Origin of the sequence: Jeotgalicoccus aerolatus (genome assembly GCF_014635205.1) — a bacterium.
GTDB classification, from domain to species: Bacteria; Bacillota; Bacilli; order Staphylococcales; family Salinicoccaceae; genus Jeotgalicoccus; species Jeotgalicoccus aerolatus.
The window spans coordinates 217,705-238,584 of record NZ_BMCN01000002.1 but is presented as its reverse complement, the minus strand read 5'-3'; the positions used below and the strand labels follow the sequence as shown (position 1 = coordinate 238,584).

The 20,880-nt window shown below is 39.8% G+C and carries 21 protein-coding genes and 1 riboswitch; of the genes, 9 read left to right on the top strand and 12 right to left on the bottom strand.

Annotated features, from left to right (window positions below):
- Nucleotides 1-64: 64 nt before the first annotated feature.
- Nucleotides 65-469 carry a universal stress protein gene (locus IEU81_RS07340; RefSeq protein ID WP_186089513.1) on the bottom strand — a complete coding sequence of 135 codons (405 nt, stop codon included), beginning with the start codon at nt 467-469 and terminating at the stop codon, nt 65-67.
- Nucleotides 470-487: 18 nt separating this feature from the next.
- Nucleotides 488-1,939, bottom strand: coding sequence for a SulP family inorganic anion transporter (locus tag IEU81_RS07335; RefSeq protein ID WP_186089514.1), 1,452 nt, complete (start codon nt 1,937-1,939; stop codon nt 488-490).
- Between the two features lie 166 nt (nt 1,940-2,105).
- On the opposite strand from IEU81_RS07335, the gene IEU81_RS07330 reads away from it, so the two are divergent.
- The gene (locus IEU81_RS07330; protein WP_186089516.1) at nt 2,106-2,447 is read left to right on the top strand and encodes a DUF6176 family protein; all 342 of its coding nucleotides are present in this window, start codon (nt 2,106-2,108) and stop codon (nt 2,445-2,447) included.
- A gap of 129 nt (nt 2,448-2,576) precedes the next feature.
- Nucleotides 2,577-5,594 (top strand): efflux RND transporter permease subunit, encoded by a 3,018-nt coding sequence (locus tag IEU81_RS07325; RefSeq protein WP_186089518.1) that lies wholly within the window; start codon nt 2,577-2,579, stop codon nt 5,592-5,594.
- A gap of 45 nt (nt 5,595-5,639) precedes the next feature.
- Here IEU81_RS07325 and IEU81_RS07320 read toward each other — a convergent pair whose 3' ends face one another.
- Genes IEU81_RS07320 through ribD form a run of 5 tightly spaced genes read right to left on the bottom strand, consistent with a single transcriptional unit; the run spans nt 5,640 to nt 9,425 of the window.
- A complete protein-coding gene (locus IEU81_RS07320) occupies nt 5,640-6,119 on the bottom strand; it encodes a nucleoside deaminase (protein WP_092595951.1) in 480 nt (159 codons plus the stop codon).
- Nucleotides 6,120-6,136: 17 nt separating this feature from the next.
- The gene (gene ribH, locus IEU81_RS07315; RefSeq protein ID WP_092595954.1) at nt 6,137-6,604 is read right to left on the bottom strand and encodes a 6,7-dimethyl-8-ribityllumazine synthase; all 468 of its coding nucleotides are present in this window, start codon (nt 6,602-6,604) and stop codon (nt 6,137-6,139) included.
- Nucleotides 6,605-6,617: 13 nt separating this feature from the next.
- Entirely contained in the window at nt 6,618-7,787 is a 1,170-nt protein-coding gene (ribB, locus tag IEU81_RS07310) for a 3,4-dihydroxy-2-butanone-4-phosphate synthase (protein WP_092595957.1), read from the bottom strand.
- On the bottom strand, nt 7,780-8,394 hold the full coding sequence (locus IEU81_RS07305) for a riboflavin synthase (RefSeq protein ID WP_092595960.1): 615 nt from the start codon (nt 8,392-8,394) through the stop codon (nt 7,780-7,782). The genes ribB and IEU81_RS07305 overlap by 8 nt, the downstream gene beginning before the upstream one ends.
- A complete protein-coding gene (gene ribD, locus IEU81_RS07300; protein WP_231957206.1) occupies nt 8,379-9,425 on the bottom strand; it encodes a bifunctional diaminohydroxyphosphoribosylaminopyrimidine deaminase/5-amino-6-(5-phosphoribosylamino)uracil reductase RibD in 1,047 nt (348 codons plus the stop codon). The genes IEU81_RS07305 and ribD overlap by 16 nt, the downstream gene beginning before the upstream one ends.
- A 136-nt stretch (nt 9,426-9,561) precedes the next feature.
- Nucleotides 9,562-9,703: riboswitch (FMN riboswitch) on the bottom strand.
- A 168-nt stretch (nt 9,704-9,871) separates the two neighbouring features.
- Between ribD and IEU81_RS07295 the strand changes: the two genes are divergently transcribed.
- Nucleotides 9,872-11,311 carry a phosphate--AMP phosphotransferase gene (locus IEU81_RS07295; protein ID WP_092595969.1) on the top strand — a complete coding sequence of 480 codons (1,440 nt, stop codon included), beginning with the start codon at nt 9,872-9,874 and terminating at the stop codon, nt 11,309-11,311.
- 38 nt (nt 11,312-11,349) lie between these two features.
- On the top strand, nt 11,350-12,078 hold the full coding sequence (locus IEU81_RS07290; protein ID WP_186089519.1) for an SDR family NAD(P)-dependent oxidoreductase: 729 nt from the start codon (nt 11,350-11,352) through the stop codon (nt 12,076-12,078).
- 43 nt (nt 12,079-12,121) lie between these two features.
- Here the strand turns inward: IEU81_RS07290 and glnA are convergent, their stop codons facing one another.
- Nucleotides 12,122-13,456: a type I glutamate--ammonia ligase gene (glnA, locus tag IEU81_RS07285; RefSeq protein ID WP_092595973.1), complete on the bottom strand. Its 1,335-nt coding sequence runs from the start codon at nt 13,454-13,456 to the stop codon at nt 12,122-12,124.
- Nucleotides 13,457-13,565: 109 nt separating this feature from the next.
- Nucleotides 13,566-13,985 carry a pyridoxamine 5'-phosphate oxidase family protein gene (locus tag IEU81_RS07280; RefSeq protein ID WP_092595975.1) on the bottom strand — a complete coding sequence of 140 codons (420 nt, stop codon included), beginning with the start codon at nt 13,983-13,985 and terminating at the stop codon, nt 13,566-13,568.
- A gap of 134 nt (nt 13,986-14,119) precedes the next feature.
- Here IEU81_RS07280 and IEU81_RS07275 point away from each other — a divergent pair, with 134 nt between their 5' ends.
- The 3 genes from IEU81_RS07275 (at nt 14,120) to IEU81_RS07265 (ending at nt 16,463) form a co-directional block, all read left to right on the top strand.
- On the top strand, nt 14,120-14,383 hold the full coding sequence (locus tag IEU81_RS07275; protein ID WP_231957205.1) for a 4a-hydroxytetrahydrobiopterin dehydratase: 264 nt from the start codon (nt 14,120-14,122) through the stop codon (nt 14,381-14,383).
- 83 nt (nt 14,384-14,466) lie between these two features.
- Nucleotides 14,467-15,960 (top strand): pyruvate kinase, encoded by a 1,494-nt coding sequence (locus tag IEU81_RS07270; RefSeq protein ID WP_186089521.1) that lies wholly within the window; start codon nt 14,467-14,469, stop codon nt 15,958-15,960.
- Between the two features lie 116 nt (nt 15,961-16,076).
- Nucleotides 16,077-16,463 carry a GtrA family protein gene (locus IEU81_RS07265; protein ID WP_186089523.1) on the top strand — a complete coding sequence of 129 codons (387 nt, stop codon included), beginning with the start codon at nt 16,077-16,079 and terminating at the stop codon, nt 16,461-16,463.
- A 10-nt stretch (nt 16,464-16,473) separates the two neighbouring features.
- Here the strand turns inward: IEU81_RS07265 and IEU81_RS07260 are convergent, their stop codons facing one another.
- A complete protein-coding gene (locus IEU81_RS07260; RefSeq protein ID WP_186089525.1) occupies nt 16,474-16,719 on the bottom strand; it encodes a type 2 periplasmic-binding domain-containing protein in 246 nt (81 codons plus the stop codon).
- 160 nt (nt 16,720-16,879) lie between these two features.
- The gene (locus IEU81_RS07255) at nt 16,880-17,131 is read right to left on the bottom strand and encodes a YbyB family protein (protein WP_092595988.1); all 252 of its coding nucleotides are present in this window, start codon (nt 17,129-17,131) and stop codon (nt 16,880-16,882) included.
- Nucleotides 17,132-17,285: 154 nt separating this feature from the next.
- Here IEU81_RS07255 and gltS point away from each other — a divergent pair, with 154 nt between their 5' ends.
- Nucleotides 17,286-18,488: a sodium/glutamate symporter gene (gltS, locus tag IEU81_RS07250; RefSeq protein WP_092595989.1), complete on the top strand. Its 1,203-nt coding sequence runs from the start codon at nt 17,286-17,288 to the stop codon at nt 18,486-18,488.
- A gap of 46 nt (nt 18,489-18,534) precedes the next feature.
- Here the strand turns inward: gltS and ggt are convergent, their stop codons facing one another.
- Entirely contained in the window at nt 18,535-20,295 is a 1,761-nt protein-coding gene (gene ggt / locus IEU81_RS07245) for a gamma-glutamyltransferase (protein WP_092595990.1), read from the bottom strand.
- A gap of 162 nt (nt 20,296-20,457) precedes the next feature.
- On the opposite strand from ggt, the gene IEU81_RS07240 reads away from it, so the two are divergent.
- Nucleotides 20,458-20,868, top strand: coding sequence for a 6-pyruvoyl trahydropterin synthase family protein (locus IEU81_RS07240; protein WP_186089527.1), 411 nt, complete (start codon nt 20,458-20,460; stop codon nt 20,866-20,868).
- Nucleotides 20,869-20,880: the final 12 nt, after the last annotated feature.

The following is a 20,880-nucleotide window of genomic DNA, read 5'->3' as shown; positions in this document are numbered from 1 at the left end:
AATTTACTGATAATTAAAATAACTGAATATAAAAAGGTGAGCGTCTTCTACACTCACCTTACTTTTATTTAACTATTAACACTGGAATATTAGCCCGCTTCGCTACTTTATGACTGACACTGCCCATCATCATTCCCTTCAGTGCATTTAAACCTCTATTGCCAAGCACTATTATGTTAAAATCTCCGTCGTTAGCTGCTTTAACCACAGTCTCATCAGGTATGCCACGTTCGAATATAACGTTATAAGTAACGTTTTCATTTTCGTATAGCCGCATTATATCTGCCAGTTTTTCTTTCTGTTCCCTAACAATATCTTCGCCGTGAAGTATTGCATCTTTAGACTTCTCAACTTGTATTACATTGAGTATAGTCACCTTCGTATTTTCATTGATAAAATTCAAAGTTTCTTTAGCTGCTCTGAAACTGTTATCTGATCCGTCTGCTGCAAGTAATATTGATTTATACATAAAAATTCCTCCCGGTACTTATGTTAAATGCTGCTCGTTCAGCTGACTGAGTTCTTTTACAATTTTCCTGCTGTCTGCATTCAATTTATCAACGTAAACAGTATTGCCTTTATCTTCAAACTTTCTCACCATAGTATCGATTGCATCTACAGCAGAATCATCCCAAAGGTGTGCTTTAGAAAAGTTCAGACGAATATCTTTATCATACTTTTTAAATTCCAGCTGCTCAATCATCGTGTCGATAGAAGCGAAGAATATTTGACCTTCAAAATAAAATACGTGATGATCATTGATCAATTCTTCAGTGACTTTCACTTTAGATATTTTAGTTGCAAAGAAGATCGCACTAAAGAATACGCCAAGAATGACACCAACTGCCAAGTTATTAGTGAGGAGAATAGTAAACACTGTCATAACCATTACAAAAACATCCGTACGCGGTGCCGCCTTCATATACTTAAATGTTTTCCAATCAAAAGTACTGATTGTGACGACTACCATAATCCCGGCCAGTATCGGCATCGGAATCTGAACGACGAGATCACCAAAAACAATAATTAAAATCATCAATACGACACCTGCTGTAAAGGTTGACAGTCTCGTTGTCGCACCTGACCTTACGTTAATGACAGATTGTCCAATCATTGCACAGCCGCCCATACCGCCGAAAAAGCCGGTAATCAGGTTGGCAATCCCTTGTCCGCGTGACTCCTTGTTTTTACTGCTGTATGTGTCCGTTGCATTGTCAACAATACGTGCCGTCAGCAGGCTCTCAACCAGTCCGACAATCGCCATAGACAGCGAGTAGGGGAAAATTATTTTTAGAGTCTCTAGGTTAAATGGCACATCCGGTATGATAAATGAGGGCAGTGACTTTTCAATCACCCCTAAATCTCCCACCGTACGCACTTCAGCACCGAATAGAATATAGCATCCTGTCAGTACAACTAAAGCGATAAGCGGTGCTGGTACTTTTTTGAGGAACCTCGGCAGTATATATAAAATTGCTATCGTAATAATGACATAAATATATGTATCAAATGAAATGCCAAATATATGCTGCAGCTGCGCGATAAAAATCATGATTGCCAAAGCATTTACGAAACCGATCATCACTGAATTCGGAATAAATTTAAGCAGCTTTCCGACTTTAAAAATACCGAGGATGATTTGAATGATCCCCATTAATATCGTTGCTGCAAATAAGTATTCTACACCATACTCTCTAACCAGCGGTACAACAATCAGTGCAACTGCACCAGTGGCAGCTGAAATCATTGCCGGCCTGCCGCCGACAAATGAAATAATGACTGCAATTAAAAACGAAGCGTACAATCCAACCATCGGATCGACTCCTGCGATGATGGAGAACGCAATGGCTTCCGGAATTAATGCCAAAGCGACGACGATTCCTGCCATAATATTCGTCCCTGGAGCAGTCAGCCATTCCCTTTTAAGCTTTTCTTTCATATTTATTTTAGCTCCTAATACATAGTGTTTACTGTAAGTATAGCAGATGAAATATATAAATTTCTTTATAGATGCATATTAGAAATTCGCATCCGTATTAATTTTCATATAAAATATAAATAAGATACGAAATACGAAGTACAGCAGATTTACAGGGAGGGATAATATGAGAGCTGAACTGACAAAGTTCAAAGTTAAAGAGGGAAAGAGCAGCCTGGTCGATGAGTGGATCGAATATATGCGCGATAATATGGATGATGTGCTTTTAAATCTTGAAGGTGAAAAAATGTATGTTGAAACAATTTTCCGCGAAGTCTTTATGGATGTTGAATACTTATACTGGTACAGCATTCAGAGTGACGACGGCAGCGAGACGATCGACGATACTCCTCTTGATGAAAAACACCTTGAATATATGGAGGCATGTATTGATCAGACATTCCGTCCTGCAGACATGCAGGCAGAAGTTGTCATGCTGCCCGAACATTTAAGACAGTTAATCAGATAAAGAAAACTCACCAATAATATTGGTGAGTATTTTTTAAGTTAATTACCAATTAATGTATCCCCGCATTTTGTTTACTATATACTAGAGTTACGAGCATAAAAATGTTACGAATAGAATTGAGGATGCAAGATGAAGAAACTGGCAGATTTACTATTACAGAGAAGTCTCTTATTTATCGTTTTAATTTTTACGCTGTCGATTGTCGGCGTATATACTTTTCTAACGATTGATCAGCGTGAGATTCCCGAAACAGAAGTGAATTTGATTAATGTTGTCACTGCTTGGCCGGGCGCTAATAAAGATGACATAGAACAAAACATTACCAATATTATTGAAACTGAAATGTTCAGTATTGAAGATATTGAAGACGTCACTTCCGTATCAGAAGATAACGTTTCGGTCATCACACTTTCTCTCAGTGATGATAGTACTCCCGACAATGTTCTGAATGACGTCAATAATCTGGTACAGGGCATCAGCAGTAGTCTGCCTGAAAATGCTGCCCAGCCGGAGGTAGAATCTATTACTAATGCATTTCCGCTTTTAAGTTATCAAATACATAGTGATTCTTTTGACAACCTTGAATCAGCAAGGGATGATATTGAAAATTTAAAAGAAGAAGTGTCACAGATGGATGGTGTCGACAGCGTTACAATTAAAGGCTACCGGGACTCTGAATACGAAATCCAGCTGGACTGGGACGCGATGTCAGTAGAACAGCTGAATCCCAATGAAATTATGAATGAAATTGACTCGTCTCTCAGTCCCGTCGCTCTTTTACAGGATGTCGAGGATGAAAATATAATCCGTCTTTCATTTGAAGATACAGCAGCTCTTGAAACACTGGAGCAAGTGCGTATCGGTGAAAATCGGGTGCCGCTTTTAGATGTTGCATCTATCGAAACTGTTGAAAATGCACCGGAAGATATCGTGCAGTACAACGGCAGGGAAGCAATATCGTTTACCGTGTCATTATCGAGCGGGGAAGATGTGCCCTCAGTCTCAGAAAATGTTGAAGCAGTCGTTAATGACGGCTTTAAAAACTTACCTGACACTGTGACAGTGGATAACATTTCGTCTGAACGTGAAAATGTCGAGGATATCTTTATCAGTTTATATACATCACTTCTAATTGCAGTGATCGCAGTGATTATCGGTACATCGATCGGTCTGTCGCTGTTCGGCTCAATCACCGTCATGCTTACCGTGCTGATTTCGATTTTTATCGGCTTGATTCCAGTACCGTGGCTCGGTGTCGATTTAAACCAGATTTCAGTTATTGGATTAATTATCGCACTCGGTATTCTCGTCGATGACTCTATCGTCGTCAACGATAATATTGAACGCCGATTTTCACTTGGTGACAGCAAATCAGAGGCTATATATAATGGTGTCAAAGAAGTCGCACCGTCAGTCATTGCCTCGACAGCAGCGATTGTCTTTACGTTTTCACCGCTCCTGCTGCTGTCCGGCGCAAATGGCGACTTTATAAAGGCTCTGCCGAGTATTCTAATATCTACCATGATTGTTTCAACGGTGCTCGCACTGACATTTATTCCAGCTATGCGTCATGTGATTTCATCAAGAAAGGTACCTGAGCACCCGGGTATTTTAGGTAAAGCATTTGAATGGGGCAGTAAAATCTATGCAGATAAAGTGCTGCCGAAAGTATTAAAACGTCCCTTGCTGGCCTTTATTATTATACTTGCAGTTGCCTTACTATCTATCGGACTCGTCCGCTTCACACCGTTTGAGTTTTTCCCTGAGGCTGACCGTTCTGAAGTAACGATAGATTTAATATTTGATGAAGGACAGACGATAGAGCAGACACACGAGTCCTCACAAGAGATTTTAGATTATCTGCTACGCGAAATGAATCATGTTGAAAATTCATCAATCTTTACAGGGCAGGGTCTGCCGAATTTATTTGGTGCTTCGCTTGATCAGGCAGGAGAGAATACGGCACAGATTGCACTTCAAATCGATAAAGAACAGATGAGTGCCTCAGCGACGATCGATGAATACGAATCAGAACTCCAGGAAGCCTTCCCCGATGCGAAAATCTTTATGGAAACCATCATCCAGGGGCCGCCTGCCAGTGCTCCAGTAACTGTAGAGTTCTATGAAGAAGATTTAAATATTCTAGATGCAGCTGTTGGCGGGCTCACTGACTTACTTGAAAATGAAGAAATAACTGTTACAAGTAATATTGGAAATTCTGTAGAAACACTTCAGTACAGTATCGATTTCGAGGCACTTGAAGAAAATGACATATCGATTTCACAAGTGAAGAATGAACTGAACATGATGTCTGAAGGCATACCGCTGCAGGAAGTTATAGAAAACGGCAGCAGCAAAGAATTATCTCTAAAATATTCTGATGAATACGATCTTAATAACATTGAAATTGTGAACATGGAAGATGGCCGGCCTGTGATGTATCCGCTAAGTGATTTTGTCACGGTCGAAGAAACAGAAGATACTTCCGTCATCCAGCATAAGAACGGTGAAAGAACAGCCGAACTTCAAGTATACGCAGCCGATGAAGCCGAGCTGGAAACTTTAATCAGCAAATACTGTGAAGACCTTGAAAGCAGCACAGAAGTTATCGTTGGCGGTGAATCGTCCGACCAGACAGACTTCTTTGTTGAAATCGGTATATTATTCTCAGTAATACTGATACTGGTCTATCTCGTTATTGCATTTGAATTTAATTCACTCATTCTGCCGCTGATTATTGTTTTCAGTATCTTCCTGGCAATCAGCGGAGGAATTATCGGCTTGTTTGTCACTCAGACACCGATCAGCTTCCTCGGTATTATGGGGATGGTCTCCTTAACTGGTATCGTCGTCAGGAATGCGATAGTCTTAATTGACTTTATCGAACTGCGCCGTAAAGACGGCAGCGTCAATGATATATACCAAGCGATTTACGAAAGCGGCCGCGCCAGATTTAAGCCGATTATTCTAACGACAGTCACGAGCATACTTGCACTCGTACCAGTAGCATTAAGCGGTGATGTCCTGTTTGAGCCCCTCGCAGTCACTGTCATTGCCGGACTGGCTTTCTCGACACTGTTATCAATGATTGCAACACCGGCGCTTTACTACTTTTATTACAAATTTAGATACGGCAAGGAAAAATAGCTCACAAAATAGTTCAGGCAGCGGAAATTATTCCGCTGCCTGTTTTTATTTTTTATAGTATTCAATTTGCAGCTGTTTAACTGCTTCTGACAACTCCTGATCTGGTCCGTCGATTGGTGTATCGTTAACGACGTCTTCAATACTCAAACCTTTTAAGGGTCCACTCTGATTAACACTCAGTTCTTTTTGCCATGCTCTTAATTGTGCTGAAGAACTGGCGTAAACAATACGGCCGAGGCCTGCTAAGGCATGTGCCGAAGAACACATCGAGCAGTGTTCCCCTGAAGTATAGACAACGGTATTTCGGCGTTCCTCTTCCGTCAAGTGTTCCAGTGCCCATTTAACGACAGCATACTCAGGATGCTGCGTTCTGTCTCCATCTTTATCATGGTTATGATCTTCAAACAGTATTTTACCTTCTTGTGAAACGAGCACTGAGCCAAAGGGGGAGTTCCCTGTATTCAGTGCCTGCTCTGCAAGTTCTACGCTGCGTTTTAAGTATGCTCTGTCCGTTTCGGTTATCATTCAATGACCTCCAGATATTATCCTTTGATACTTTGAAGTACACTTGCCATTTCTATTGCCGTTATAGCAGCTTCCGACCCCTTATTACCAACTTTAGCACCCGCACGGTCGATCGCTTGTTCAATATTTTCAGTCGTTATAACGCCAAAAATAACGGGGATCCCAGTTGACAGTCCTACATGGCTTATACCTTTTGCAGCTTCATTGCAAACATAATCATAGTGCGTTGTACTGCCTCTGATAACACAGCCGAGTGTAATTACGCTGTCATATTTATTTGTTTCAGCGAGTGTTTTTGCTGTCAGCGGCAGTTCAAAAGCTCCCGGTACATGGACTGAATCAATATTTTCTTCTTTCACACCATGCTTTAATAAAGTGTGATGTGCACCGTCTAAAAGTCTGCTGGTAATAAAATCATTAAACTCCGCAGTCACAATTGCTATTTTTAAATCTTCACCGTTCATTGTTTTTGTCAATTCATTCATGATTTGAGTCCTCCTATAAAAGATGTCCAAGCTTCTCTTTTTTTGTTTTTAAATAGTCCTGATTATATATATTTGCTGCTGTAATATGTTCACGTGAATGCACGATGATACCTTCATCAGCCAGCCCCTTAATCTTTCGGGGATTATTGCTGAGGAGAGTCACTTCTTCAACATTGAGATGCTTCAGCATTGCCGCAGCTTCTTCGTATGTTCTAAGGTCTGCATCGAAGCCCAGATGTTCATTGGCTGACACTGTATCGTAGCCTTGTTCAATCAGTTCATACGCTTTTAACTTATTCGTCAAACCGATGCCTCGTCCTTCCTGGCGCATATACAAAATAATGCCATCTTCTTCACTCATAATCTGCATTGCTTTATCCAATTGATCACCGCAGTCACAGCGCGCACTTTTAAATACATCACCTGTCAAACATTCAGAATGAATGCGGACATTCATATGCGGTTTAAGTTCACCATGAACCAGTGCCAAGTGCTCCTTGCCACTTCGGTCGACAAAATCATACATTTTAAATCGGCCAAATTTTGTCGGCAGCTTTACTTGGCTCGCCAGTGCAACTGTTTGAATGTTTTCAATATATTTTTGTAGCATCTCTATCGTGATAATTTTAAGGTTATGTTTTTCTTTATAAATCATTAAGTCGTCCAAACGCGCCATGGTCCCGTCATCATTCATAATTTCACAAATCACACCTGCAGGTTTGGCACCTGCCAGTCTTGCAAGGTCCACTGCCGCTTCTGTATGCCCGTTTCTTTCACGCACACCACCGTCTTTTGCAATCAGCGGAAAGACGTGACCCGGACGGTTAAATGTTTCAGGTGAAACATTCTCATCAATCAGAGCGCGTGTTGTATTAAAGCGTTCAAATGCACTAATACCTGTCGTTGAATTCACATGATCGATTGAAGTCGTGAAGGCTGTCTGGTAGCCGTCGCTGTTATGCTCTGTCATTGGCTGAAGTCCGGCCTTGACAGCAATTTCTGACGATACCGGCGTACAGATTAGTCCTCTGGCATACTTTGCCATAAAATTAATTGCTGCCGCATCGATAAACTCTGTAATCCCGACAAGGTCACCTTCATTTTCTCTATCCTCGTCATCGACTGCGATAATCAGTTTTCCCTGTTTTAAATCTTCCAGTGCACTGTCTATAGAATCAAACATGAAGTTCACCCGCTTTCTCAAAATTAAGCAGATGGTCAAGATGTTTAATCATGATATCCGCCTCCATATTGACGATATCTCCTTGCTTTCTTTGTAAGATATTCGTTTTACTTTGCGTCTCTGGAATAATATTTAAAATGATTGTATTGTGCTCAGGCTGAATATCAAACAGCGTCAAACTGATACCGTCTATCGTTACAGAACCTTTTAAAGTCATATATTTCATCAGCTGTCTGCTGCATTTTACAGAGATGACTAAAGCGTCGCCGTCCTTATCGATTGAAGATATTTCACCTGTACCGTCGACATGGCCGGATACGATATGTCCGCCTAAACGCTGATCGAGCCGCATAGCTCGCTCTAAGTTGAGAATATCTCCTGCTTCAAGTTCAGATAACGACGTTATACTGCTTGTTTCGTTAACAATCTCAACAGAAAAAGCGTCTGCCGTGAGTGCTGTAACAGTTAAGCAGGCACCATTAACTGCGACTGAATCGCCGATACTCAAGTCGTCAAAATACTTATTTCTTATTTCAACTTTTGTTAAATCATGTGTTTTACTGATAGAAAGTACGGGTGAAGTTTGTTCGATTAATCCTGTGAACATGCTGGAGTCCTCCTGTAAGTTAATTTAATGTCTGACTCGAGCTTTTCAACATGATCCAATATCAAATCCGGCTGACTGTGTAAGTCGCCATTGTGGAGCTGATATTCAGAATAACCAAATATTTTCGGGGCAATGTAAATGATGAGGTCATCGAATAAGTTATCGTTTAAAAATTGAGTGTGAACGGACGAACCGCCTTCCACTAAAATTGAAGCAATTTCATATTTCTCATATAAAATTTGCATTATTTCATTGATTTCATAATGTCCTAAGTATATTTCTGCAGCATCTTTAAACTGCATATTCTCCTTATTATTTGTAAATATAAGCGGCCGGTGAGGATGATTAAAAATATTCATATCCCGCTTCAATTTTTGCGAACCAAGCAAAATCACTGGTACCGGGTGTTTATCGTTATCTGACAAACGAGTCGTTAAGCTTGGATTATCGTTACGAAGCGTATGTCCACCGATCAAAATCCCGTCATGCTGCTGTCGAAGCTGATGAACATCCTGTCTGGAGAGCTCATTACTTACCCAGTGACTGTCACCATTTTCACGGGCCATTTTACCGTCCAGCGTTAAGGCACTTTTTAAAGTAATAAAGGGCCGCTTGTCTTTCATAGTCGTGTAAAACGGCCGGTAAAGTGCATCAATATCAGGATGCTCCAAGTGCACAGTGTCGATACCGCGGTCTTTTAAAACATTTAAACCGTCGACCTTGCTGTTTTGATCTCTGGAAGCATAATACACGCGTTTAATTCCCGCCTCAATTAACGCATCGGTACACGGCGGCGTCTTTCCATGATGTGAACATGGTTCAAGCGTGACATATATTTCAGCACCTTCTGCTGACTCCGTACAATGATTTAAAGCTGCCCGTTCCGCATGAAGTTCACCGCTTTTTAAATGTGCGCCGTAGCCGATTACTCTGCCATTTTTAACAATCACAGCACCGACCGGCGGATTAACCGAAGTTTGTCCGGCGGACATTTTAGCTAAATTTACGGCCATATCCATATATCTGTTCAAGTTTTTACCTCCTGAAAAAAATAGCGCCCGCGAATATAATCATCCGCCGGCGCTAAAAAAATGTATGCTGAATTAACACAGTGTTTGACACAATGTTAAATAAACGTAAAAGAATTAAAAATTTTACGATGCTACATTATTCTCTCTCCCATCCAGACTCTCACTGTCGGCTCCAGACTTTAACTGGATCAGCCATACGATAAAAATATCGTACAGGTCGCGGGCTCTCTCGAAAGATTACCGCCGGTTGGGAATTACACCCTGCCCCGAAAGAATAGTATTCAGTTGAAAAACTCTATTTAAAATATAGTACAGCACTAGGAAAAAGGCAATGCATTAAACTCATATTATTATTTTATGGTATTTGCAGCTTATAAAGTTATACTGGTTAATAAGAATTTTTCTTTAATTGAAATAGCATATTCAGAAATGGGGATGGATGATTGATGATTTCAATAGATAAAGCACTCGAATTTGAACTGGGTGAAGTCACCAGACAGGCGTATGAAATGAATATACCTGTCATGATTATTATAGAGGGTGCGCCAGCATCGGGAAAATCGAGACTGGCCAACGCATTATATATGTCACTAGATGCTAAATACACTGACTTTGTAGCTGCCAGACCGCCACAAGAATCGGATCTGCGTTATCCGTTTTTACATCGTTACTGGTACCATTTACCTAAAAACGGCAATATAAATATTCACTTCAGAAGCTGGTACTCACAATACATTGAGTACAAAGACTTCGATATCAAACGCAATATCAATACCGATTTTAAACAAATTGAAAAAGATATGAAAAATTTTGAGGAAACTTTAAAGAATAACGGCTATGAAATTTTAAAATTTTATATTAATACTGACAAAAAGGTGAGGGACCGTCACCTGCAAAAGTTAAAAGATAATCCTGTACTCAAATGGAAAGCTGAAGAATTTCAAAGCAGGCTTCAGCATTATGACTATGATACTGAAATGAAACACTTTTTAGATTTAAATACAGAGTTGCCGTGGACTTGCATCGATTTTCATAACAAGGAAGATGCTGCTGCCAACTTATATTCAAAAATTATAGAACAGCTCAAAAAACGTATTAATAGTGCTCCAGAACAGACAACAGATCAAGACGGCATGTTTACAGATCATTTCAAAACGAAAATGTTCACCTTTGATTTGAAAAAGGAAAAAATTAAAAAGAAGGAGTATAAAGAAATACTCCCCAAACTGCAGTCCAGAATGAGAGAAATACAATTTCAGCTCTATCAGAAAAAAATACCTCTTGTACTCGTCTATGAAGGGATGGATGCGGCAGGAAAGGGCGGCAACATAAAGAGAACGAGGGCTCTGCTTGATCCGACCGGCTATAAAAACAATGCCACTGGCCCGCCGTCAAATATTGAATTGAACCACCACTACTTATGGCGCTTCGCTAAACGTATACCAAAAAGCGGTCACATCGGATTTTTTGACCGCAGCTGGTACGGACGAGTGCTCGTCGAGCGTGTCGAAGGTTTTGCAAAAACTCGCGAATGGCAGCAGGCCTATGGCGAAATCAATGACTATGAGAAATCACTGCATAATTCCGGCGCCATTATCATTAAGTTCTTTTTGTCACTGGATAAAGATGAACAGCTTGAAAGATTTAAAGAGCGTGAAAACACGCCTGAAAAACAATGGAAAATTACTGATGAGGACTGGAGAAACCGCGAGAATTGGGCGCTATACTTGGAAGCCTCTGAAGATATGATAAATAAAACGAATACGTCATATGCACCGTGGAAAATCATACCCGCGAATGATAAACGCTTCGCCCGGATTACAGCACTGAAAACAATTATAGAAATATGTGAAGAACGTTTAGCAGAAGCAAATAAAAGAGTATAATAAAATCGTTGAGATATAAATACAAGGGGGAAATATTAATGAGATATGTATTTTTAACAGGGACTAACAGAGGACTTGGCCAAGCTGCAGCCGAAACTTTTAAAGACAGTAAAATTATCAGCATTACAAGAAGTTCAGTGGAAGAGTCGGAGAATATCCATAAGGCTTTCTCTGTTGACTTCAGCAATGCCGATGCAATGGAAAAATTTATTCCAGAAATTTTCAATTCTGTAGAACCTGACGAAACAGACGAAGTGTACTTACTGAATGTGGCAGGCATTGTTGACCCGGTGAAGTCCGTCAGTAACATATCAGCAGAAGAGATGATGAAAAACTATACAGTCAACGTCGTCGCACCTACGCTGCTAATTCAAGGTTTTATTAACCGTTTTAAAACGTTTGGCGGAGAAAAGCGTATCGTTACAGTAACGAGCGGTGCTGCACGCGGTCCAGTGGAGGGCTGGAGTATATATTGCAGTTCAAAAGCCGCAGTCAATATGATTCACAGCGTGCTCGACAAAGAAAATATCAGCCAGAAAAACAATATTAAGAGTGCTGTATTTTATCCGGGTGTTATCGATACAGGTATGCAGGAAACAATACGCGCATCAGACATTAATGAGTTCCCGGATCTTGGCAGATTTAAAGAGTATAAAGAAAACAAGGTACTGCGCCGGGCGGAAGAAGTTGCCGCAGCATTACATACCGTTGTAACGCTTGATGATTTCGGCAGTGAAGCTAGTTATGACGTGAAAGATTACGTATAAAAAAGACAGGAATAACGCTATGCGTTATTCCTGTCTTTTACTATTAATATTGATTTAAATAGACTTCTTTTTCCCAGTCAGTGATTTGTGCACTGTACATTTTCCACTCGTAGGTTTTATTCTCAATGAAATGATCACAAATATGTTTTCCTAAAGCATCCTGAATGACGTCATCTTCTTTTAGAGCCTTCAGGGCTGTATATAAAGTCGTCGGAAGATCCTCGATATCTTCTGCCTGACGTTCCTTATGACTCATCTCAAAAATATTCTCATCTACCGGTGTCGTTAAATCCTTCTGATGCTGAATGCCGCTTAATCCTGCTTTTAAAATAACCGCTGTGGCAAGATATGGATTTGCCGAAGGATCAAGAGATCTGACTTCTGCACGGGTACCAGCACCCCTAGTTGAAGGAATTCGTAAAAGCGGTGTACGGTTGCGCCCGCTCCAAGCAATATAACGCGGTGCTTCAAATCCTGAACTTAGACGTTTGTATGAGTTGACCAGCGGATTACACACCGCTGTATACCCCCGCGCATGGTCTAGTAAACCAGCCATAAAGTATCTCATTTCTGAACTGAGTCCAAATTCATCACTTGGATCATCAAAGACATTTTTACCGTCTTTAAATAGCGATACATTATAGTGCATACCGCTTCCGGCTTCATCGTACAGCGGCTTCGGCATAAATGTTACATGCAGACCGTATTTTCTTGCGACAGTTTTAGCAACGAGTTTAAAGGTTTGAATATTATCACTCGAAGTCACAGCATCACTGTATTTAAAACTGATTTCATGCTGACTCGGCCCCGCTTCATGATGGAACATTTCAACTGTAAAATCCATGTCCTTCAAAGTTTTTGCAATTTCACGGCGACACGCTTCACTGGTATCTGTAATAGACACATCAAAATAGCCGCTTTTATCGTTAACTATAGTCGTCGGGTTACTGTCAGCATCGAGTTTAAAGAGATAAAACTCCGGTTCCGGTCCTAAGTTAAACGCATCGTAACCCATATCTTCCATTTCTTTCACAATGCGTTTTAAATTACTTCTCGGGTCCCCTTCGAAAGGTTCGTTATTAAAATTGTGAACATCACAAATCAGCCGGGCGATTCTGCAATCTTCATCAGACCATGGGAATATTGACCATGTATTATAATCCGGCTTTAAAAACATATCTGATTCTTCGACTCTGACAAATCCTTCTATGGAAGAACCATCGAACATTATCTGACCGTTTAAAGCTTCTTCAAGCTGTTCAACAGGGATCTCTACGTTTTTAAGCGCTCCCAGTATGTCAGTAAACTGCAGCTTCACATATCCAATGTTTTCCTCTGCAGCAATCTTTAAAATATCCTCTTTAGATATTTTACTCATTATAAATGACCACTCCTAAATATATTTAAGGCATAAATCTTCTCTTAGTTTATAAACCCTCTTTGGGACATGATTAAACAGATCTCTATAAGGACATATTGAAAATACTTTAAAGAAGATTCACTTCTGCAGGTTCTTGATTATCATTCATAATTTTAATTGCCGAAGGCGTAATTTTTAAAACCTTCAAATGTGGATTTTCTTTAGAGCCAAAGAATTTTTCATCTTTTTCCTCCCACAGCCAGTCGATAGTTTCCTGATTATTGATTCTTTCTGCCCGGCCGTTTATTTCAACAAAAGCATGATTCTCTGTATCATTAAAGCCTAACAGGACATGAACTTCAGGATTTTCATCAAGCTCATCATATTTTGGCGACTGATCACTGGTTTTAGCATAAAGTGTCAGCCCATCATTATAGAACCACATATAACGGGCGTTGGGTACATTATTTTTAGCTGTCGATAACACGCCGGTTTTTGACTCCCTCAGTATTTCTTCAATACGTTCAAGTGCTCTGGACTGTTCCACTGATATCACCTTTCTTTAATTAGCATTTTTTATTTAAATACCACAATATCCACTGCTCAATCATCTGAATGATTTCTTCTGCCTGTATCAGGGTATAAAATATATATAAATAAAATGATCAGGGGGTAATGATTATGGATGTTAAAGAAGAAGCTAAAAAACTCGATGGCTGGGAATTAAAAGACGAGAAATTAATTAAAAAATTTAAGTTTGAACGCTTTTTAGACGGCATTGAATTTGTAAATGCACTTGCGCAGCATGCAGAAAAAGAACAGCATCATCCCGGTATAAGAATCAATTACACGACAGTAACAGTCGTATGGACAACATTTTCAACCCATGAACTGAAAGAACGCGATATCGAAGGTGCAAGAGCCACCGATAAAATTTTCGCCTAAAAAAGTAATGAACTGCCTGGCTCTATTTACCGGGCAGTTCTGTTTATATTCATATACTATCAGCAAACATCCAGGAGGAGATTATGAATAAAGAAGCCGTACCGTTATTAAATGACGTCAAGCAGATACGAGAGCAGGTTAAAAATGACAGCAGAGAGATACTCAGCGGCTGGCAGCACGATCAAATAAGGGAAGACTCAGAATACAGTCTTCATAACCTTGCCGCCTATATGGCTTTTAGGCGGCACGACCACAGAGATATACAGAACGCATTAATACCATGGGGTGTGTCTTCTCTCGGACGTCTCGAGCCTAATGTATCAGGTACACTTGATGCCGTTATTAAGACACTGGGCTATATTACTGGAGAAAAACAGGATGATACGGAATACTTCAAATACCCTGAATCAGCGGACAGAAACAGCCTGCTGGAAAAGAACACTGAGACACTGCTTGGTAAAAGCAGCGGAAGCCGTCATACTCAGATTATGGTGACTATGCCGTCAACAGCAGCTAAAGATTATGAATTGGTTAAAGAACTTCTTGAATCCGGCATGAATTCAGCACGTATCAACTGTGCGCATGATAATGAGTCCGCATGGTCTCAAATGATAGAAAATATTATAAAAGGATCCGCTGAAACTGGTCAGCCTTGTAAAATCATGATGGATATTAGCGGTCCCAAGGTCAGAATCAAGACACTCTTAACGTCCAGAAGAAATCCGAAACTAAAAATTGGCGATACTTTTCTTTTATCGAATCAGGAGGCAATGGTACTTCCTGATAAAATAGAAGTTGCCATTAATACTTCAGTGCCTGAAGTACTTCGAAATGTCGACATCGGGCAGTTAATTAAAATTGATGACGGACAAATTGAAGCAGAAGTCACTGAAATAGAAGACGGCGGTCTGATTTGCCAAGTGACTAAAGCAGCAAAAGATAAAGGAGTAAAAGTAAAAACAGAGAAAGGCATTAACTTTCCGGATCTCGACATCAACTTGAAAGTACTGACGGAAAAAGATTTATCAGATTTAGAATTCGCAGTCAGTCATGCAGACGTCATTGCTTTTTCATTTATTAAAAGTGCTGAAGATATAAAATATATTGAAGATAAATTTAAAAGATTACTCCCTAAAAATAAAAAAGATTTGCCTGTAATCGCTAAAATTGAAACGACGGAAGCGATTGGTGAAATCGCTAATATTATTGCGGAAGCTGCTGCTGTAAGACCGTTTGGTGTGATGGTAGCAAGAGGAGACCTTGCTGTAGAAATCGGTTATGAACGTCTCAGCGAAATACAAGAAGAGCTGCTGTGGATATGTGAAGCCGCTCAAATTCCTGTCATTTGGGCGACTCAAGTGCTGGAATCTCTAATTAAAACTGGTATACCGACGCGGTCAGAAATATCCGATGTCGTTGCCGGTGCAAGAGCTGAATGTATAATGCTAAATAAAGGAGATTATATCGCTGAAGGTGTCAAAACCGTCGATGATATCTTAAGTAAAAGTGAAAACCATAATTACAAAAAAACAGCGATGCTGAGGGCTTTAAACATTTCTAAAGCAATGTTTGAATAAAAAACGATTCCTTAAACGGAATCGTTTTTTATGGCGTATTTACAGGCTTATTCTCTCATACAGCTAATTTTTTTATGGTATAATCCAACGTAAAAACAGCTGGGAGAAGTATTTCCATGCAAAAATTAAAAGAATTTACCAAATACTGTATGATAGCCTGTGTCGGCGGTATTTTAGATCTGGCACTGTTTATCCTGCTGCACACATATACAGATATTCACATACAAGTGGTTAATCTAATCAGTATGTTTACAGGAGTAACCACTAATTTCATTTTAAATTATCATTATAACTTTAAAGCTCACAGCAAATTTTTAAAACGATACTTTTCATTCTTAACTATAGGTACAGTCGGCTTTATAATTGTCGCACTGCTGGTATTAGTATTCGTTCAGACAATGGGCTGGAATGCTATCATTGTTAAAATTGGTGCGACTATGTTCGCAACTGTGATTCAATACCTTCTAAACCGTTATATTTCCTTTAGAAGGTACAGAGTTTGATTGTTGAACTTTATTTAATAATACGTAATTTTTTCAATTCTTTTACCGTCATATTATAAAACTCCTGGTGATGCTGATTTATATTAAGATTTCCATTATGATGCATCACCACATTACGCTTAAGTCCCCCGGTTTTAATCTTCAGCACATTTAAATCATCGGAATCATAAAATAACAGCGAAGTATCTGACACAAGCGATACTCCAAAACCGTTATTCACCATATTGTAAACGACTGCCAAATCACTTAATTCCATTCCTGATTACAGCAATGATAATTTCTGCACTTGCATACTGCATTCTAAATGGGACAGCTAAACCTTGAAAGCCGTGCTGCATTTAAAGTGTAACGCATAGCGTTATATTGTATCACCGCTATATGAAAACCGCCCGGCTTACAAACCGGGCGGTTTTTCTTTAACTTACTTTATTCGCCTTATCCCGCAAATCATAGTAAAACTGCACGCTGGTCATTGCACCTTCATCCACCATATTTGCATCTCGAACATTTTCCGGCTTTCCGAGGTTGATAATATAATCATCGTCAGTCCATTTATTAATCGTATCCGCTACCTGTCCTATAACAAATTGTCTGTTTTCCGTCTTCGATGCATACAAAACACCCGCTGCCAGCCCTGCACCAATAATCAATTTAGTTCTTTTTTTCATGCCTTTTCACTCCCTCCATTAATTCGCTCATTTATATGTGATGTATAGACATAAACATATTTTTTTAAATATGTAAAAGTTATCATTGGTTATTCCAGAATTATAGATTAGAATGAGATTTCTGATGTATTTTTTAAACGATGGAGGATGGGATATGGAATTAAATTTAGTAACATCATTATTTTTAGCAGTGGTAGTTTATCTTATCGGTGCTTATCTGGTTAAAAAAATATACTTTTTAGATAAATACTCTATACCGGCACCGGTTGTCGGAGGGCTGCTATTTGCTGTATTCACATTAATTATGCACACTTCTGACCTGGTGACCATTACTGTTGATACTTCTCTGCAGTCTTTATTTATGATTATATTTTTCACAACAGTCGGTCTCGGTGCCAGTTTTAAACTGATTAAATTAGGTGGGAAACTGCTTGTTATTTACTTGCTGGCAGCCAGCGCCTTATCCGTTATTCAAAATACACTGGGTGTCTCATTAGCAAGCGTTCTGGGTATTGATCCATTGCTTGGCCTTATGGCTTCTTCTCCTGCAATGATAGGAGGACACGGGGGTGCAGCTGCTTTTGGTGAAACAATTGACGGTCTTGGCGTACAAGGGGCGACGACTGTCGGTATCGCTGCAGCAACACTTGGCCTAATCGCAGGCGGAGTCTTCGGCGGACCAGTTGCACGCTTCATGATTAACAGACATAATCTTAAAAGCAACGAACCCAAGTTCGAAGCCGGTGAATATGAATTTGAAGCTCACAAAAAAGATAATAAAGTAAGTATAGATCAGTTCTTTATTTATTTAGCAATCATTACTTTTGCAATGTCACTTGGTACTTATATCGGTGGAATATTCTCGGATTTAACAGGAGTTATTTTACCTGACTATGTCGGTGCAATGTTTGTTGCGATTGTAGTCAGAACATTAATAGATGCCACTCAGGATCGGATTAAATTTGATTTTGATACAACTGTAAATGATAAGATCGGTGCGGTATCTCTTGGCTTGTTCTTATCTTTCGCATTGATGAGCATCAAACTGTGGGAACTTGCAGACTTAGCTTTACCAATTCTGCTGATCGTTTCAGTGCATGTAATCGTCATTATTCTGTATACAATATTTATTGTTTACAGACTACTTGGTAAAAACTATGATGCTGTTGTTATGATTAACGGCCTGATCGGGAGCGGCTTAGGTGCGACACCTACTGCTATGGCTAATATGGATGCTATTACGAGTAAATTCGGGGATTCGAAGACTGCCTACTTAATTGTACCTGTTGTCGGCGCTTTTCTTATCGATATAGTTAATATTCCCGTTATTGTGTTCTTTATAAACATGTTTAGTTAAATAAATAAAAGGCAGCTTTTTAAAGGCTGCCTTTTTTTCATGCCGTTTATTCACCTGATTGCAGTCCAAATGCTGCGCCGTTTCTATTTCTATCTGTCGCACCTGAATATTCTCCTGTATCTGGATCAATCTTAATGCTGCTTACATTGCCGATTGCTTCAGATTCATCTTCAAAGTTATGTCCCATTTCATTTAATGATTGAATGACTTCTTCAGGCACACCTTCTTCAAATCTATATGATTCTATATCGCTTGAAAAGATTCTTGGTTCAGTTACTGCTGAGTGTATATCCATATTATACTCATACGTATTTATAATTGTCTGCAGCACTGACGTGATAATTGTTTGGCCGCCCGGTGACCCAGCAGTCATTACAGGGGTTCCGTTATCGAAGACAATTGTCGGTGTCATACTGCTTAACGGACGTTTATTCGGCTGTACTTCATTAGCACCGCCCGGCTCCGCATCAAAGTCTGTCAGCTCATTATTCAGCATGAAGCCGTAACCCGGCACCATAATACCGGACCCGAATACCTGCTCAATAGTTGTAGTATAAGATACAACATTGCCGAATTTATCAGCAACAGAGAAATGAGTCGTCTGGCCGTCTACTTTATCGTTTGGCTGTTCAACATTTTCTACTTCATCTTTACCTTCCTGGTAATCCCATGGATTTCCCGCTTCAGGATTTTCATTTACCTCATCCAGACTAATCAGGTTTTTCCGTTCATCGATATAATCTGGATTGAGTAACCCCTCAACTGGCACATCTACAAATTCAGGGTCTCCTGCATATTCAGCACGATCTGCATAGGCTAAATGCATAGCTTCAGCCAGTAAATGATATTTCTCTGCAGATTTTGAATCGTACTGTGATAAACCAAAATCATCAAGCATCCCCAGCATTTGAAGCATGAAGACACCGCCTGAGCTTGGGGGCGGCATGGTCGCAATATCGTAGCCATTAAATTCGCCCCAGATTGGTTCATCCTGTGTTACCTGATAATTCGATAAGTCTTCTTTAGTCATCGACCCGCCGAACTCCTGAACTGCATTCGCAGTAGCTTCTGAAATCTCACTGTTATAGAAATAATCAATACCATTATCTCTAATCAGACCTAAAGTTTTCGCCAGATCTTTCTGTACAAGGACATCGCCTTCTTTTAATGCCTCTTCATCTTCAAAGAAAACATCTTTTGCAGCTGTAGCCTGAAGTTTCTCAGCATTATCAGAAATTTGGTTGGCAAGGAAATCATCGATTGCAAATCCTTCTTCAGCAATGGATATCGCAGGCGCAATCAGCTCATTCATATCAATTGTTCCCCATTGTGCATGGGCGTGTTCCAGACCTCGCAATGTTCCCGGTACTCCCACAGATTTACCGCTTCTGACGCGTTCTTCAAAAGGTAAAGCTTCCCCTTCATCATCCAAAAACATTTCAGAATCCGCACCTCCCGGCGCGCGTTCTCTGCTGTTTATAATCGATGTCTTACCTGTTTCACCCTCGTGAACCATCATGAAACCGCCGCCGCCAAGACCTGACATCATAGGTTCAGCAACTGTCAGTACGTATTGCATAGCAATCGCAGCATCCATGGCATTACCGCCATTGTTAAGTATATTGTAACCCGTTTCTGAAGCCAGAGGATGCGCTGAAACAACCATTCCTTCATTACCTGTCGCAACATCATTCTCTTCCGTATAGTCCGGCTGATACGCTTCTGCAGAGACAACGGGATGTGCCGCAGTAAATACCAGCAACACTAAACTAAAAGCCAAGCCTAAACGTCTTAGATAATATTTCATATAATTCCCCCTGTATATTAAATCTGAAATATTCTGAAAACTAGCATCTTTTTGTATACCTTATCACATCTGAAAACGCTGTCAATTATTTGACACAATTGATACTAATAAAATTTTTCGTATATAATTAACAGTGTTGATACTTAAAAAGGGGAGAAAAAGATGGATATCCAAGAAGTAAAACCGCCGCATATGTTCAAATATTTTAACAAACCCGTTACGATCCACAAACACTATACTTTCACATGCGACAACCGTATATTTTTTTCTGATACAGCATTTAAGGACTTAAAAAATCACCGTTATTCTTTCAATCTGGAAATACAATCCCATGTCGGCGATCTTGGTCTCGCTACCGATTTCCATTTAATCGATAAAATTTATAACGATTATATCAGTGTGAAGCTTAATAACTGTCTAATCAATCAAACTTTACCAGATATGAATACGACTGCCGAGAACATCGCGTACTGGATTTTCGAGCAGTTTAATAAACATCTTCCTGCTGAAGATGTGCTGCAAAGTGTGACGCTCTATGAGACTGATAATCAAGGAATCACAGTAACTAAATAAATCCTGCTTCAC